15 protein-coding genes are annotated in these 16,380 nt (G+C 64.8%); 1 reads left to right on the top strand and 14 read right to left on the bottom strand.

Features of this window, described 5'->3' with window-relative positions:
• Positions 1-237: 237 nt before the first annotated feature.
• The 13 genes from hflC to ndk all read right to left on the bottom strand — a co-directional run bounded on the left by hflC (position 238) and on the right by ndk (position 13,789).
• Positions 238-1,116: a protease modulator HflC gene (gene hflC, locus LO55_RS14085; protein ID WP_005666260.1), complete on the bottom strand. Its 879-nt coding sequence runs from the start codon at positions 1,114-1,116 to the stop codon at positions 238-240.
• Positions 1,116-2,402, bottom strand: a complete 1,287-nt coding sequence (hflK, locus tag LO55_RS14080) for an FtsH protease activity modulator HflK (RefSeq protein ID WP_071361929.1) — start codon at positions 2,400-2,402, stop codon at positions 1,116-1,118. The genes hflC and hflK overlap by 1 nt, the downstream gene beginning before the upstream one ends.
• 3 nt (positions 2,403-2,405) lie before the next feature.
• Positions 2,406-3,644 (bottom strand): GTPase HflX, encoded by a 1,239-nt coding sequence (hflX, locus tag LO55_RS14075; RefSeq protein ID WP_005666257.1) that lies wholly within the window; start codon positions 3,642-3,644, stop codon positions 2,406-2,408.
• Positions 3,645-3,649: 5 nt separating this feature from the next.
• On the bottom strand, positions 3,650-3,889 hold the full coding sequence (hfq, locus tag LO55_RS14070) for an RNA chaperone Hfq (protein WP_005666255.1): 240 nt from the start codon (positions 3,887-3,889) through the stop codon (positions 3,650-3,652).
• A 158-nt stretch (positions 3,890-4,047) separates the two neighbouring features.
• Positions 4,048-5,385, bottom strand: a complete 1,338-nt coding sequence (gene der / locus LO55_RS14065) for a ribosome biogenesis GTPase Der (protein ID WP_071361928.1) — start codon at positions 5,383-5,385, stop codon at positions 4,048-4,050.
• 8 nt (positions 5,386-5,393) lie between these two features.
• Entirely contained in the window at positions 5,394-6,548 is a 1,155-nt protein-coding gene (bamB, locus tag LO55_RS14060; RefSeq protein WP_071361927.1) for an outer membrane protein assembly factor BamB, read from the bottom strand.
• A gap of 84 nt (positions 6,549-6,632) precedes the next feature.
• Positions 6,633-7,319 (bottom strand): YfgM family protein, encoded by a 687-nt coding sequence (locus LO55_RS14055; RefSeq protein ID WP_071361926.1) that lies wholly within the window; start codon positions 7,317-7,319, stop codon positions 6,633-6,635.
• Positions 7,320-7,366: 47 nt separating this feature from the next.
• Complete coding sequence (hisS, locus tag LO55_RS14050) at positions 7,367-8,710, bottom strand: histidine--tRNA ligase (protein ID WP_005666249.1); 1,344 nt, start codon at positions 8,708-8,710, stop codon at positions 7,367-7,369.
• Between the two features lie 66 nt (positions 8,711-8,776).
• Entirely contained in the window at positions 8,777-10,096 is a 1,320-nt protein-coding gene (ispG, locus tag LO55_RS14045; RefSeq protein ID WP_071361925.1) for a flavodoxin-dependent (E)-4-hydroxy-3-methylbut-2-enyl-diphosphate synthase, read from the bottom strand.
• A 21-nt stretch (positions 10,097-10,117) separates the two neighbouring features.
• On the bottom strand, positions 10,118-11,194 hold the full coding sequence (locus LO55_RS14040; RefSeq protein ID WP_071361924.1) for a RodZ domain-containing protein: 1,077 nt from the start codon (positions 11,192-11,194) through the stop codon (positions 10,118-10,120).
• Positions 11,195-11,247: 53 nt separating this feature from the next.
• Positions 11,248-12,069 (bottom strand): type IV pilus biogenesis/stability protein PilW, encoded by an 822-nt coding sequence (gene pilW, locus LO55_RS14035; protein ID WP_071361923.1) that lies wholly within the window; start codon positions 12,067-12,069, stop codon positions 11,248-11,250.
• A complete protein-coding gene (gene rlmN / locus LO55_RS14030; protein ID WP_177185524.1) occupies positions 12,069-13,238 on the bottom strand; it encodes a dual-specificity RNA methyltransferase RlmN in 1,170 nt (389 codons plus the stop codon). Before rlmN ends, pilW begins: the two co-directional genes overlap by 1 nt.
• Before the next feature lie 125 nt (positions 13,239-13,363).
• Positions 13,364-13,789: a nucleoside-diphosphate kinase gene (gene ndk / locus LO55_RS14025; protein WP_005666240.1), complete on the bottom strand. Its 426-nt coding sequence runs from the start codon at positions 13,787-13,789 to the stop codon at positions 13,364-13,366.
• A 255-nt stretch (positions 13,790-14,044) separates the two neighbouring features.
• On the opposite strand from ndk, the gene LO55_RS14020 reads away from it, so the two are divergent.
• Complete coding sequence (locus LO55_RS14020; protein WP_005666239.1) at positions 14,045-14,731, top strand: Bax inhibitor-1/YccA family protein; 687 nt, start codon at positions 14,045-14,047, stop codon at positions 14,729-14,731.
• A gap of 45 nt (positions 14,732-14,776) precedes the next feature.
• Here LO55_RS14020 and LO55_RS14015 read toward each other — a convergent pair whose 3' ends face one another.
• The gene (locus LO55_RS14015; protein WP_071361921.1) at positions 14,777-16,369 is read right to left on the bottom strand and encodes a PQQ-dependent sugar dehydrogenase; all 1,593 of its coding nucleotides are present in this window, start codon (positions 16,367-16,369) and stop codon (positions 14,777-14,779) included.
• Positions 16,370-16,380: the final 11 nt, after the last annotated feature.

Below are 16,380 nucleotides of genomic sequence, written 5' to 3'. Positions count from 1 at the left end.
TTGGGATAATTAGCTGCGACTGGCAGGGACGACGATAGACGTGCCAACGCATGGCGCGAACGCCGAATCGGTGATTTTACCCGAAAACCGCGCGGGTGAGGCAGGGAATGCTGGTTCGACACCTTGTCTGGTTAACAATCTGCCACGTCACGGATGCCTATACAAGCTAGCAAATCCCATGAAAAACGGGCTCCCGTTGTGCGGGAGCCCGTCCTGGGCAAGGCCTGGGAGCGCGGCTCAGCGACCCGACGCCGCCGGCTGCTTGAAGTACTTGAAGAACTCCGAGTTCGGATCGACCACCAGCACGTCGCTGCGGTCCTTGAAGCTGGCGCGGTAGGCTTCGAGCGAACGGTAGTAGCGGGCGAATTCCGGGTTCTTGCCGAAAGCTTCGGCGTAGATGGCCGAGGCCTTCGCGTCGCCGTCACCCTTGACCTTCTCGGCGTCGCGGAAGGCTTCGGCGATGATCACGGTGCGCTGGCGGTCGGCATCGGCGCGGATCTGCTCGGACTCGGCGGCGCCGGTCGAACGCAGCTCGTTGGCGACGCGGACGCGCTCGGCGCGCATGCGTTCGTACACCGAGTTGTTGATCTGCTCGATGTAATCCACGCGCTTGAGGCGCACGTCGACGATGCCGACGCCGATTTCCTTCGCTTCGGCCACGACCTTGGCCTGCACCGCCGCCATCACCGCGGCACGCTCGCCGGAAATCACTTCGCGCACGGTGCGCTTGGTGATCTCGTCGTTCAGGGCCGCCTTGATGATCTGCGACATGCGGTCGCGCGCACGGCTTTCGTCACCACCGAAGCTGACGTAGTACAGGCGCGGATCTTCGATACGCCATTTCATGAAGGCATCCACCAGGATGTTCTTCTTCTCGGCCGTGATGAAGCGGTCGGCGTCGGGCGTGTCCAGCGTCAGGATGCGCTTGTCCAGGTAGATCACGTTCTGGAACGGCGGCGGCAGCTTGAAGTGCAGGCCCGGCGTCGAAATCACTTCCTTGACCTGGCCGAGCGCGAACACGATCGCGAAGCGGCGCTGGTCGACGACGAAGATCGTGGACGACAGCAGCATCAGTGCGATGAAGCCCGCGACGAAAAGAGTTACGAGGCGGTTCATCAGCGGGTCTCCCTGTCACGTGAGGAATCGCGGCTGCGCTCGTCTCGCTGGCGCACCGCTTCCATGGCCTGGCTCACTTCGGCAGGCTGGCCGGACTGCGGCAGTTGCACCGGACCCGATTTGCTGCCGACCTGGGCATCGTTGGCTGCCTGCTGCTGCATCAGCTTGTCGAGCGGCAGGTACAGCATATTGTTGTTGGCGCGCGAGTCGACCATCACCTTGGTGGTGCTGGTGAAGATCTGCTGCATGGTGTCGATGTACATGCGGTCGCGGGTCACGGCCGGGGCGCGCGAATAGGCGGCCACCACCTGGTCGAAGCGGGCGGCGTTACCGGTCGCGTTCTCGACCACCATCGAACGGTAGGCTTCGGCGTCCTGCTGCAGGCGGAAGGCCTGGCCGCGCGCCTGCGGGATGATCTGGTTCGCATACGCTTCGCCCTCGTTGCGGGCGCGGGCGCGGTCCTGGCCTGCGCGCACGGCGTCGTCGAAGGCGCTCTGCACCTGTTCCGGCGGCTGCACGCCCTGCATCGTCACGTTGGTGATCAGGGCGCCGAGCGCGTAGCGGTCGCCGATCGCCTGCATCATCGAATGCACGTCGGCGGCGACCTTCTCGCGGCCTTCGTACAGGACGAAGTCCATCTTGTTGCGGCCGACCACTTCGCGGATCGCCGTCTCGGCGATCTGGCGCACGCTGTCGTCCTGGTCGCGGTTGTTGAACAGCCAGGCGACCGGGTCCTTCAGCGTGTACTGCACCGCGAACTGGATGTCGATGATGTTTTCGTCATCGGTCAGCATCAGCGATTCTTGCGGCTGCTTGTTGCGCACGTTCGCCCGGTAGCCGATCTCGGCGGTACGGATCTGCGAGGTGTTGACGGTCTCGTGGGCCTGGAACGGATACGGCCAGCGCCAGTTGAAACCCGGCGTGGTCGAGTGGCTGTACTTGCCGAAGGTGGTCACGACGCCGACCTGGCCCTCTTGCACGATGAAGGCGCCGCTGGCGAGCCAGATGAAGCCGACGATGATGGCGATGACGCCGGCGCCGATGCCGGCGCCGCGCATTTCGCCGCGCGGGCCGCCGTTGTCGCCGCCGCCATTGTTATTGCCGCGGCCGCCGAACATGCGGTTCAGGCGCGCATTGAAATCGCGCCACATCTGGTCGAGGTCGGGAGGACCGTCACCGGGGCGGCGACCATCCTGGGCCTTGCGGTCGTCTTCGGGGTTGCGTCCCCAGCGTGGGTCGTTCAGCGACAATTTGACGCCGAATCTTTTTAGTAGAGAAACAAGCATAGGCTAGTTGGGCCTGACATGGGTGGAAGTTGGCATATTGTCGGCAAGACCGCCGGGGTGCGCGTCCACCGACGCGTCTTCCTCGGCGAGCCCGAAGGCTTCGTCGTGCTCTTCGTTTTCTGGGTTGCTGTACCCGCCTGGGCCCGGCGCGGACTTGGCCGCCTCGGCGATTGCCGAACGCAGCAGATCCAGGCCGGCGCCACTGTGGGCGCTGATGAAAACCCGGTTGATCTTATCATACTCATCACGCTCGACCCCAGGTTCCAGCCCGGCGGCATCGATCTTGTTCCACACCAAAATTTGCGGAACATGATCTGCGCCAATCTCGCGCAAGACTTCATTGACCTGTTCGACCTGCTCCATGCGCGTCGGGGAGGCGCTGTCGACCACGTGCAGCAAGAGGTCGGCATGGATGGTTTCTTCCAGCGTGGCGCGGAACGCGGCCACCAGCTGGTGCGGCAGCTCGCGCACGAAACCGACGGTGTCCGAGATCACGACGCTGCCCACCTCGTCGCCCAGGTACATGCGGCGGCTGGTGGTGTCGAGGGTCGCGAACAGCTGGTTCGCCACATACACGCCGGCTTTCGTCAGCGTGTTGAACAGGGTCGACTTGCCGGCATTGGTATAACCGACGAGCGACACCGAGAAGGTCTTGTTGCGTCCGCGCTGGCGGCGCTGGGTCTCGTGCTGCTTGCGCAATTTGCCGAGGCGCGCGCGCAGCATCTTGACCCGCTCGCCGATCAGGCGGCGGTCGGTCTCGAGCTGGGTTTCACCCGGACCGCGCAGGCCGATACCGCCCTTTTGACGTTCCAGGTGGGTCCAGCCGCGGATCAGGCGCGTGGCCAGGTGCTGCAACTGGGCCAGCTCGACCTGGAGCTTACCTTCGTGGCTCTTGGCGCGCTGGGCGAAGATGTCGAGGATCAGGCTGGTGCGGTCGATCACGCGCAGCTGGAGGCGACGCTCCAGGTTGCGCTGCTGGGCGGGAGAGAGAGCGTGGTTGAAGATGACGATCTCGGCGCCAAGGGCCTTGGCGTCGAGGGCGATTTCGTCGGCCTTGCCGCTGCCGACGAAATGCGCGGGGTCCGGGCTGCTGCGCTTCGCCGTGATCGTGGTGATCGGATCGGCGCCGGCGGAGCGCGCAAGCAGCGACAGCTCATCGAGACTGGCGGCGAAGTCGCCAGTCCCGAAGTCGATGCCGACCAGCGCTGCGCGCAGGGTTGGAGTGCCGGGGGCGTCAGCCATCGGCCTTACTCGGCTTCGTTGGAGTCGAGGTTAAGGTTGACGGCACGGGCCGGCACGACAGTGGAAATGGCATGCTTGTAGACCATCTGGGTCACGGTATTACGAAGCAAAACGACGTATTGGTCGAAGGATTCGATATGACCCTGGAGTTTGATACCGTTGACGAGGTAGATCGAGACAGGGACGTGTTCCTTGCGCAAGGCGTTGAGGAATGGGTCTTGTAACAGTTGCCCTTTGTTGCTCATAACAGCTCCGTAATGTTGTTGTAGTTAAAAGTTTGAGGCGATTTGCCGGTTTTCAAGTAGTTAGAGCCATATTCTGCGTAAGCGAATGCAGCCCTAAGCCTACTGTAACCTGTTTTGCCGCTTTTTGTCGTACTGCTACGACTTTCAGCCTAAACAATTCAGTCTTTTGCGAACGGATTTTTCCCGCTGCGCAGCTCGATCCTCAGCGGGGTGCCGACCAGGTTGAACGTGTCACGGAAATGCTTTTCCAGATAGCGTTTATAAGGCTCGGTGATCCCCTCCAGCGCATTGCCGTGGATGACGATGATCGGCGGATTCTGGCCGCCCTGGTGGGCGTAGCGCATCTTCGGACGCGAGGTGCCCTTGCGCTTCGGCTCCTGCTTCTCGACCGCCTCCTGCAGCGCGCGCGTCAGGCGCGGCGTCGACAGGTTGGCGGTGGCGGCGGCGTAGGCCGATTCCACCGACTTGAGCAGCTGGCTGATGCCGGTGCCGCGCAGCGCCGAGACGAAATGGGTCTTGGCGAAGCCCAGGAAGTCCAGCTTGCGGTCGAGGTCGTTCTTGACCTGGTCGCGCTGGTCGGTTTGCAGGCCGTCCCACTTGTTGACGGCCACCACCAGCGCCCTGCCCGATTCCAGGATGAAGCCGGCGATATGGGCATCTTGCTCGGAAATATCTTGCTGGGCGTCGAGCAGCAGGATCACGACGTTGGCATCCGAGATCGACTGCATGGTCTTGACCACCGAGAATTTCTCGATGGCCTCGAAAATCTTGCCGCGGCGGCGGATGCCGGCGGTGTCGATCAGCGTGTACTTCTTGCCGTCGCGCTCGAACGGCACTTCGATCGCATCGCGGGTGGTGCCCGGCATGTCGAAGGCGATCACGCGCTGCTCGCCGACCAGGGTATTGATCAGGGTCGACTTGCCGACGTTCGGTCGGCCGACGATGGCGATCTTGAAGCCGTGATCGGCCGCTTCCAGCTCTTCCGGTTCGTCGGGACGCTGGGCGAAGGCGATGTCGAGCGCCTCGTTGACCAGGTCGTGCACACCGTCGCCATGGGCGGCGGAGATCACGTACGGGTCGCCCATGCCGAGTTCATAGAAGTCGGCGGTGACGGAGGTGTACTTCATGCCTTCCGACTTGTTCACCACCAGCATGACCTTGCGGCCGCTCTTGCGCAGGTAGTCGGTGATGGTCTTGTCGTGCGGGGTCAGGCCCTGGCGGCCGTCCACGATGAATACGACCACGTCGGCCTCGGCCACGGCCTGGCGCGTCTGCAGCGCCATTTCATGCATGATGCCTTCTTTGGCGACCGGCTCGAAACCGCCCGTGTCGATGACCAGGAATGGCCGTTCGCCAATCCGGCCTTCGCCATAGTGGCGGTCGCGCGTCAGGCCAGGGAGGTCGGCCACCAGCGCGTCACGCGAACGGGTCAGGCGGTTAAATAAGGTCGATTTCCCGACGTTGGGACGACCTACGAGTGCGATTACCGGCTTCATGTTTTATTCTATTCGACCGCGATGGCGGTCACAGTTCCATTTTGTGTTTGAAAAATCAGGTTCGTGCCGGCCACCAGCGGCGTACCCATGATTGGGCTGCCATCGGTCGCTGCGCGCGCCAGGAAAGATCCGTCCTCGCGCGACAGGAAGTGCACATAGCCTTCGAAGTCGCCGACCGCGACGGCGCGGCCATACGACAGCGGGGTCGACAGGCGGCGGAAGGCCAGCTTGTCGTTCTTCCAGCTGGAAGAACCCGTGTCGCGGGTGAAGGCATGCAGGGCGCCCTTGTCGTCCGGTGCGAACACGTACAGCTGGTCGACGGCGACGCCGGCATCGGACGACAGGTCGCGCGTCCACTTGGCCGAACCGGTGACCAGGTCGAAGCAGCCTACGCGGCCCTGGTAGGACGCGGCGCACACCTCGTTCTCGAACAGCACCGGCGCGCCGCCGATGTCGGTCACGCGTTCCAGTTCGGTGGCGCCGCGCGAGACGCCGACCTCGACGTCCCAGCGCGGCGCGCCGGTGGCCAGGATCATCGACGACAGCTTGCCGCCCGGCTGGGCCACGATGACGTCGGTCCCGGCCACGATCATGCCCGGCGCATTGCGCAGGGTGAGCGGCGGCGCGACTTTTTGCACGGTCCATTTCTTGTTGCCGTTGGCGGCATCGATGCCGACGATGCGGTTGTCGATCGAGCGCGCCACCACGATGCCTTGCGACACCACCGGCGCCGACAGGATCTCGCTCGACAGCTGGCTCGTCCACAATTTCTTGCCATCCATGTCGAAGGCCAGCAGCTGGCCCTTGTCGCCGCCGACCACGATCAGGTTACCGTCGGTGCCGACGCCGGCCGACAGTTCGGTGTCGGCCTTGATGCGCCACAGCTGCTTGCCGCTCCCGGCTTCGACGCGCGCGATGGCGCCGTCGGCGCCGGCCACGACCACGGTGTTGCCGGTCAGCGCAGGCGAGAAGGTGTAGCCGCGCGCCTTGCCGATATCAAGTTTCCATGCGGTACGCACGGCCATGCTGCCTTTCAGCTCGACCAGCTTGGCCGGCTGGTCGCCCTTCTTATCCGACGCGAATGGATTGAGCGAATTGAGGGTCGAGCAACCCGTCATCAGGGCCAGTACGCCGACACCAACAAGCTTGCTGCAAATACGCATTTTGTTCTACCTTGTTCCTGGACTATAGAGGACGCAAGGCCCGCGCCGCCGTCAGGCGTGCGCGGGCCCTCTCATGGGGGAGGATTACGCGGCTGCCTTTTGCTCGGCAGCTTTTTCTTGTTCCGATTTCTTGTCGGCCGGCACCGTGCCGCCGATCGCTTCGAGCTTGATCTGCACCAGCTGGCGGCCCGGCGCGGTCGGATCCATGGCGGCGATCGCCGCGACATAGGCCGCGCGCGCTTCGTTCAGCTTGTTCTGCGCGACCAGCACGTCGCCCTTGCGGTCGTTCACTTCCGAGGTGAACTGCGGCAGGAATTTGCCGTTCAAGACCTTCAGCGCTTCGTCGAATGCCTTCTCGTCGAGCAGCACGCCGGCCAGGCGCAGGTTGGCGATCGACTTGTATTCGTCATTGCCGTGCTCGGCCGCCCACTGCAGCTGCGCCTTGGCGGTCTTGAGGTCGTTCGCTTCGAAGGCGGTCTTGGCCGCCGCCAGCGCCGCCATCGGGGCATAGGCCGACGATTCGTACTTGGCGCGGATGTCGCCCGCCACGCGCTGCACCTTGGCATTGTCGTTCGCCAGCAGCGAGGTCTGCAGCTCGTCATACAGCGCCGACGCCTCGACCGACTTGTTGCGCTGGTGGGTTTTCCAGTAATTCCAGCCGGCGTAGGAGCCGAGCGCGAGAATCAGGACCCAGATGATGATGTTGCCGTACTGCGACCAGAACGCCTTGAAGGAATCAAGCTGTTCCTGTTCCTGGTGATCGTATGCCATGTGCGTATTCTTGTATTAAATGGTTGATTGGTGGTGCCGAACGCCGGTTACGGGTGGTAGTGCACGTGATCGTGGTCGTGGCCGTGGTCGTGACTGCCGACGATCTGGTCGACCAGGTAGTCGACCACTTCCTCGAACGGCACGGCGGCCTGCTGCTGCTCGCCCACTTCGCCGCGCATGGTCTTCACTTGCGCGGCATTGTTCGCGATCTCGTCCTGGCCGATGATGACGGCAAAGGCGGCGCCGCTGCCATCGGCCTTCTTCATCTGGCTCTTGAAGCTGCCAGCACCTGTTGGCGTTGCGCAATGTAACACAACATCCAGGCCGGCATCCCGAATCCGCTCGGCCAGGATGAAGGACTGCAGCTGGGCCTCTTCTCCCTGGTGGACCATGTAGACGTCGCACACGTTCGGCTCGGCCGGTTCGCCCAACCCTTTCATGAGCTCGATGATGCGTTCCATGCCCATCGCGAAACCGACCGCCGGGGTCGGCTTGCCGCCGAAGGTTTCGATCAGCGGATCGTAGCGGCCGCCGGCGCAGATCGTGCCCTGGGCGCCCAGCTCGTCGGTGACCCATTCGAACACGGTGCGGTTGTAGTAATCCAGGCCGCGCACCAGGCGCGGGTTGACGGTGTACTGCACCGCGTTCTTGTCCAGCAGCGCCTTGACGCCGTTGAAGTGGGCCAGCGACTCTTCGCCCAGGTAGTCCAGCAGGCGCGGGGCGGCGTTGACCATCTCCTGCATCGCCGGGTTCTTGGTGTCCAGGATGCGCAGCGGGTTGCTGTGCAGGCGGCGCTTGGCCTCGGCATCGAGGATGTCTTCGTGTTTTTCGAGATAGGCGATCAGGTCGGCGCGGTGGCGGTTGCGCTCCTCGGCGTTGCCGATCGAGTTCAGCTCGAGGCGCACGTTCTGCAGGCCCAGGTCATCCCACAGGCGGCGCGACATCATGATCATCTCGGCGTCGATATCCGGGCCCGAGAAGCCGATCGCTTCGGCGCCGAACTGGAAGAACTGGCGGTAGCGGCCGCGCTGCGGACGCTCGTGGCGGAACATCGGGCCCTTGTACCACAGGCGGCGCGGGCCGTCGTAGACCAGGTTGTGCTCGAGCACGGCGCGCACGACGCTGGCCGTGCCTTCCGGACGCAGGGTCAGCTGGTCGCCGTTCATCGAGTCTTCGAAGGAATACATCTCCTTCTCGACGATGTCGGTGACGGCGCCGATGGCGCGCGAGAACAAAGCGGTCTGCTCGACGATCGGGGTCACGATCTTCTGGTAGCCGTAGCTTTTGAGGATCGTTTCGGTGGTGTTCTCGAACAGCTCCCACAGCGGCGCGTCTTGCGGCAGGATGTCGTTCATGCCTTTGATGGCGACGATTTTTTCTGGTTTGGACATGGTTTTCTTTCTCAATTCTTGGCGCTGCTCGTGGGCGCAGGTCGGCCAGCTCTCCCAGCCCCAGGCTTACGCCTGGGTCGCTGCGCCGGCGAGCGACATGTCGCTCGAAACCCCGGCTCGCCCGTAATTCTTCTTCACATAATCAAGCACGATGGTCTTGAACTCATCGACGATGCGCTCGCCGCGCAGGGTCGCGAATTTCTGGCCGTCGACGAACACCGGCGCGGCCGGCGATTCGCCGGTGCCCGGCAGGCTGATGCCGATGTTCGCGTGCTTCGATTCGCCCGGACCGTTGACGATGCAGCCCATCACGGCCACGTTCATCGCCTCCACGCCCGGATACGTTTTCTTCCATTCGGGCATCTGCTCGCGCAAGAAGCTCTGGATGTTGTCGGCCAGCTCCTGGAACACGGTCGAGGTCGTGCGGCCGCAGCCCGGGCAGGCGATCACCATCGGGGTGAACTTGCGCAGGCCCATGGTCTGCAGGATTTCCTGGCCAACCACGACCTCCCTGGTGCGGTCGCCGCCCGGTTCCGGCGTCAGCGAGATGCGGATGGTGTCGCCGATGCCCTCTTGCAGCAGCACCGACAGCGCCGCGGTCGAGGCGACGATGCCCTTGCTGCCCATGCCGGCCTCGGTCAGTCCCAGGTGCAGCGGATAATCGCAGCGGCGCGCCAGTTCGCGGTAGACCGCGATCAGGTCTTGCACGCCCGACACCTTGCACGACAGGATGATCTTGTCGCGCGCCAGGCCGACTTCTTCGGCGCGTACCGCGTTCTCGATCGCCGACGTGATCAGCGCTTCGTACATCACCGCCTGGGCGCTCCACGGATTGGCGCGCGCGGCGTTCTCGTCCATGATGCGGGCCAGCAGCGTTTGATCCAGACTGCCCCAGTTGACGCCGATGCGGACCGGCTTGTCGTACCTGGCGGCGATCTCGATCATCTGGGCGAACTGGGTGTCGCGCTTGGCGCCCTGCCCCACATTGCCCGGATTGATGCGGTATTTCGACAGCGCCTGCGCGCATTCCGGATAGTCGCGCAGCAGCAGGTGGCCGTTGTAGTGGAAGTCGCCCACCAGCGGCACGTCGACTTCCATGCGGTCGAGCTGTTCGCGGATCGCCGGCACGGCGGCGGCTGCCGCCGGGGTGTCGACCGTGATGCGCACGATCTCGGAACCGGCGCGCGCCAGCTCCTTGACCTGGATCGCGGTGCCGATCGCGTCGGCGGTATCGGTATTGGTCATCGACTGCACCACCACCGGGGCGTCGCCGCCCACCCAGACCGTGCGCTGGCCGTGCGAGACGGCCACCTTGCGGCTGGTGCGGCGCGCCAGCGGGCCGGACGGTATGGCTTCAGGAGTGCAGGCTTCGTTCAACGAATTCATTTGGTGTATTCCAGCTTCAGCTTATTTCAGCGCCACGCGCGCGATGGTGCGGCCCGACTGCTGCGGCAGCGCGACGTTGGCGCCGCGCAGGGTCGCGGTCACGCCGCCAGGGGCCCCGACCACCAGGGTCGCCGGGCCGCTCAGCTCGACCGACTCGGTGCTGCCGCCCTTGACCAGGCGCGAGATCAGCGGACGGCCGCCGGCGCTCGGACGCACTTCGATCCAGGAATCCTCGCGCACGTTCAGCACCAGGGTGTTGGCGCCGGCGGCGGGGGCCACGGCGGTGACCGGTGCGGCAGCGGTCGAGATGTTCGGGGCCGGCGTCACGCCAGGCGCGGCCGCGCTCGGCGTTCCCGCCGCCGGTGCGTTGGCCGGCGCATTGGCCGGCGCATTGGCCGGCGGCGGCACGGCCGGCACCGGTGCGGTCGGGGTGGCCGGCGCCGCGCCCGGGGCCGAACCGGGCGCTGCCGCTGGCGGCGCAGTTTCGCCAGCCGGCGCCGGCACCGAGATCAACGGCACCGATGGATTGATCAGGCCTTGCTGGGCGCCGGCCGCGGGCGCCGAGCCTGGCGCGACGACGCCGGCGGCCGGGTTCTCGAGCACCGTGGCGTCGCCCGCCTGGCCGTCGCGCTGCAAGTTCGGAATCAGGTCGAACTGCCAGGCCGCAACGGCGGCGCCGGCCACCACCACGGCGGCGGCGATCCAGCCCAGCGGCAGGCGGTTGCGGCGGCCGGCGATCGGAAAGCGGGTCTCGGAGAACGTGGCCGGACGCTGTTCGCGGCGCACGGCGCCGGTGTTGATGGGCGCGCCGGCCTGGGCTTCCGGCGGCATGTTCAGTTCGATCATCGACACCAGCGGCGCGGCGTCGATCTTGAGCAGCTTGGCATAGACGCGCACGAAGCCGCGTGTCACGGCCGGGCTCGGCAGTGAAGCGTAATCGCCGGCTTCCAGGGCCACCACCTGGCGCGGGGCCAGCTTCAGCTGGTCCGCCACCTGTTCCACACTCCAGCCCATCGCTTCGCGCTGGGATTGCAGGGTCTTGCCAGGGATGCCGGGCTGGTTGCCTGGCGTAGCCGGCTGATCTGCTTGCTCGTTCATTGTCCTCGTCCTTGTCCGTGTAACTGAGCTTCTAGTTGAGCTTGTCTTATTGCTTACTCGTCGAAAGCGCCGCGCTCGAACGCCGCGTATTCGGGCGAACCGGGGAAACGCCGCCGCAACTGGGCCGCAAGCGTCGCTTCATGGGTCCGGTCTCCGAGCTTGCGCTGCACGCGCAGCGCAAGCCAGAGCGCGTCGGCCGGCAGTGTCTCGATGCTGGCCGTCTCGATCAGGCGATTCACGAAAAAACCGGCGCGCTGCATGTCGCGCCGCTCGTAGTACACCCGCGCCAGGCCGGCATTCACGGCCGGCAGCGCCGGGCTCAAACGCAGGGCCTCGAGCAGGTAGCGCTCGGCCGCGTCGATATTCCGGTTCTTGATGCTGCACGCGCCCGCATTGACCAGCGCGGAGAGCGGCGTCTGGTAGGCGGGATTCTTGAGCGCGGCATCGAAATAACGCAAGGCATCAAGCGGCTTGTTCACCGACTGGCACAGGAAGGTGCCATAGTTGTTCGCGAACTCGGGATTGCCCGGTTCGAGGCGCAGCGCGTGGCGATGGTTTTCGTCGGCCAGCGGGAACTGACCCATCGAGGTATAGATCAGGGCCCGCAGGCCATAGGCGTCGGCGTAGTTCGGATCGGCCGCCAGCGCCTGCTTGACTTCGTCGAGGGCGATCTCGTGCTTGCCCTCCTGGTAGTAGCCGACCGCCAGCTGCACCCGGATCGAGGCGCGCTTTTCCAGCGCGGTCTGGTCCGAGGCGGTCTTGATTTCGCCGTCGCGCATGGTCGTCGCGCCGCCCGCCCCCGTGCCGGCGCAACCGGCCAGCAAAGCGAGGGACAGGGTCGATGCGAATGCGAGCCAGGCGGCGGCGAATTTCATCAGGTCGGGATCTCCACGATGCGGCCGAAATCGGCGCCGAATTTCTTCTGGTACTCGGCCATCTTTTCCATGCGCTCGGCCACGCGGGTGCGGTCCTTGACCTCGCCCGCCAGCTGGCCGCAGGCGGCGTCGATGTCGTCGCCGCGCGTCTTGCGCACGGTGGTCACGATGCCGGCGTTCATCAGGACTTCGGCGAAGGCCTTGATGCGCGGGTTCTTGGAGCGGGTCAGGCCCGACTCGGGGAACGGGTTGAACGGGATCAGGTTGAACTTGCAGTTCACGCCCACCACCGGATCGTTCACCAGCGCGATCAGTTCGCGCGCGTGCTCGTCGCTGTCGTTGAAGCCGTCGAGCATGCAGTACTCGAAGGTGATGAAGTCGCGCGGCGCGAATTCGAGATAGCGCTTGCAGGCGGCCATCAGCTCGCGCAGCGGATATTTTTTATTCAGCGGCACCAGGATGTCGCGCAGCGCATCGTTCGAGGCGTGCAGCGACACGGCCATGGCCACCGGCACGTCTTGCGACAGCTTGTCGATATTCGGCACCACGCCCGAGGTCGACAGGGTCACGCGGCGGCGCGACAGGCCGTAGGCGTTATCGTCGAGCATCATCTTGAGCGCGGTGACGGTCGGCTCGTAATTGAGCAGCGGCTCGCCCATGCCCATCATCACCACGTTGGTGATCTGGCGCTCGCCTTTCGGACCCGGTTCGATGCCCTTGGTACGGCGCAGTTCGAACTCGGCCATCCACAGCTGGCCGATGATCTCGGCGACCGTCAGGTTGCGGTTGAAGCCCTGCTTGCCGGTCGAGCAGAAGCGGCAGTTGACGGCGCAGCCGGCTTGCGTGGAAATGCACAGCGTGCCGCGGTTTTCTTCCGGGATGAACACGGTCTCGACCGCGTTGCCGTTGCCGACGTCGACCAGCCATTTGCGGGTGCCGTCGCTGGCCGTCTTGTCGCTCACGATGCTAGGGGCACGCACTTCGGCGCGCGACTTCAGCTTTTCGCGCAGCGACTTGGCCAGGTCGGTCATGCTGTCGAAATCCGACGCGCCGAACTGGTGTATCCAGCGCTGCAGTTGCTTGGCGCGGAACGGTTTCTCACCCAAGTCGGCGCAGTAGGCGACGAGTTGCGCGGGATCAAAGTCCAGCAGATTGGTGAGAGTTGTCATGATGTAATCCTATATTTCCGAACCCGCTCGCATCGCCCCGGGGGCGCAGGCGAGCAGGTTACTCATTTAAATTAGTCCGGGGGAATCGATCCGGGGAACGCCCGGACTGCGCTCCCCCTTACTAATTAACGCGAGTAGACGTTCAGCGCCGGGAAGTAGTAAGCGATTTCCACAGCGGCGGTTTCGGCAGCGTCCGAACCGTGAACGGCGTTGGCGTCGATCGAGTCGGCGAAGTCGGCGCGGATGGTGCCGGCGTCGGCTTTCTTCGGATCGGTAGCGCCCATCAGGTCGCGGTTTTTCAGGATCGCGCCTTCGCCTTCCAGCACCTGGATCATCACCGGACCCGAGATCATGAAGTCGACCAGGTCCTTGAAGAACGGACGCGCAGCGTGCACTGCGTAGAAGCCTTCGGCTTCAGCGCGCGACAATTGCACCATGCGGGCAGCCACGATCTTCAGGCCGGCTTCTTCGAAACGGCTATAGATTTTGCCGATCACGTTTTTTGCAACTGCGTCCGGCTTGATGATGGACAGGGTGCGTTCGATTGCCATGAGAAAACTCCAATAAAAGAAAGGTTTTGAACTGAGAAATTCGTTTGAACTTTGGGACTCAATCAACCTTTAATTTTACCATACCTGCCCCAGATATCCGATATTGCGGTCGTGGCAAGCATGGTGTTACAGTGGCGGAAAAGTCCGTCCGATGTGAGCCTTTCTTCATCTTCAGTTAAGAAAGATGCGATAGGATCAAGCTGACGTACCTTGCGTAGCACTCGCACGTACCATTTATCTAACCGGAGGCACTATATGTACCCTAGTACCCAACAGCAAAGTACCATCGACCTGAGCAAAGGTGGTCAGGCCACGCGTAACAAAGTGTTACGCAACACGTATTGGCTGCTGGCGCTGTCGATGATTCCTACCGTGCTCGGCGCGGTCGCCGGCATGTCTTTCGGCATCGCCTTCACCGGCATCATGGGCTTCGTGATCTTCCTCGCGGTTGCCTTCGGCTTCATGTGGGCCATCGAAAAGAACAAGGATTCCGGCCTGGGCGTCGCCCTGCTGCTCGGCTTCACCTTCTTCATGGGCATGATGCTGGCCCCGCTGCTGACCCACACGCTCAACTACTCGAACGGCGCCAGCCTGATCATGACCGCCTTCGGCGGCACCGCGGCCGTGTTCGCCGTGATGGCCAGCATCGCCACCACCACCAAGCGCGACTTCTCGGGCATGGGCAGCTGGCTGATGGCCGGTGTCGTCGTGCTGCTGCTGGCGGTCGTCGCCAACATCTTCCTGCAGATGTCGGTGCTGTCGATCGTGATCTCGGTCCTGGCGATCGGCATCTTCTCGGCCTTCATCCTGTATGACGTGCAGCGCATCGTCAACGGCGGCGAGACCAACTACGTCACCGCCACCCTGTCGATCTACCTGAACGTGTTCAACATCTTCACCAGCCTGCTGCGCCTGCTGGGCATCGTGGGCGGCGACGACTGATCGGTCGCATCCCCAAAAGAAAACCGGCCTTCGCGGCCGGTTTTTTTATGGTGGACTCAAACGCAGCAGGCTGGCGTCCAGGCCATCCGTCAGGACGTAGATCGCGCCATCCCGACCAACCTTGACGTCGCGCAGGCGTTGATTCAATTCTGCCAACAACGTCTGCTGCTCGACGATCCTGCCGCCGTCGCGCACGACGCGGTGCAGGGCGCGGCCTCGCAGCGCCGGCACCAGCAGGTCGCCGCGCCATTCCGGGAACAATGCGCCATCGTAGACAGCCAGGCCGCTCGGTGCGATCGACGGCGTCCACTCCAGCAGCGGCGCCTCGAAGCCGGCCAGGCGGCTGAACGGCGTGACGCGGCCGGACGGGTAATCGATGCCGGCCGTGACCAGCGGCCAGCCGTAGTTCTTGCCCCCCACGATGCGGTTGATCTCGTCGCCGCCGCGCGCGCCATGCTCGGTGAGCAGCAATTCGCCTGTGCCCGGGTCGACGGCGATGCCCTGCGGGTTGCGGTGACCGAGGCTGTAGACCTCGGGCGCGGCGCCGGGGCGCTTGAGGAAAGGATTGTCGGGCGGCGCCCTGCCGTCGCGGTCGAGCCGTACGACGGTACCCAGGTGGTTGGCGGGGTTCTGCGCCTCTTCGCGGCGCCAGTTGCCGTCGCCGACCGTCAGCGCCAGCGTGCCGTCGGGCAGGAAAGCGATGCGGCCGCCGTTATTGCCGGCGCGCGGCTTGGGCGTGGAACTGAACAGGATCCGGACGTCTTCCAGCCGGTCATTCTGCAGCCTGGCCCGCACCAGGCGCGTGCCATTGGCGCCCTCCTCGCCATGGCCCATCGTCAGGTACAGCAAGCCATTGCGTGCGAATGCAGGGTCGGGGGCGACGTCCATCAGGCCGATGGTGCCGCCGCGCTGGAACACGGGCGGCAGGCCGTCCGTCGCGATCGGCGTCGATGCGCCGTCGGCGCCGATCGCCAGCAGGCGACCGCCCATCTCGGTGACCAGCATGCGGCCGTCCGGCAGGAAGGCCAGCGACCATGGCCGCTCGAGTCCCAGCGCGACCGTCTCGACGCGGTAGCTGGCCGGATCGACCGCATCGAGCCGCCCGGCGGCGCCGGGCGACGTCGCCAGGAACAGCAAGGCCGGGACCAGCGCCAGCATGGCCGCCAGCGCGGCGTGGCGCCGCGGATCGCCCGGGCCGCGCGCCGGCGCGCTCATGCGGGCGTACAGCAGGCCGCCGACGATACCCGTCGCGGCCATCAAGGCGTGATCGATGCCGCCGCGGGTCGCGGCGATGGCCGGCATGGGAATCACGTGCAGCATCAGCCAGAACGCCACCCACAGGGCGACGACCGCCACCAGCGCGAAGATGGCGGCGCGCCATGGGGGCGGCGCGCGCCGCGCCAGCAGGCGCCCGGCGCCGAACGCCGGCAACAGCGCGACCAGCGCGATGCCGGTCATGACCGCGCCAAAGCCGGCCAGGTCGCCCAATGTGACCCGAAGCCGGTCCGCCGGGCCGATCGACGCGCCGAGGGCGCTGAGCTCGCCGAGATTGATCTGCGTCTGCACGACGCTGGCGACGGCCGCGGTCGCCACCGCGGCGGCCAGCCAGGCGGCGAGCAGCCGGGTGAATTCCTTCATTTCATTCCTTC

The sequence above is a fragment of the Massilia timonae genome (assembly GCF_001866515.1).
Lineage (GTDB): Bacteria > Pseudomonadota > Gammaproteobacteria > Burkholderiales > Burkholderiaceae_D > Telluria > Telluria timonae.
Note: the sequence above shows the minus strand (reverse complement) of the source record. Positions and strands in the feature narration are given on the sequence as shown.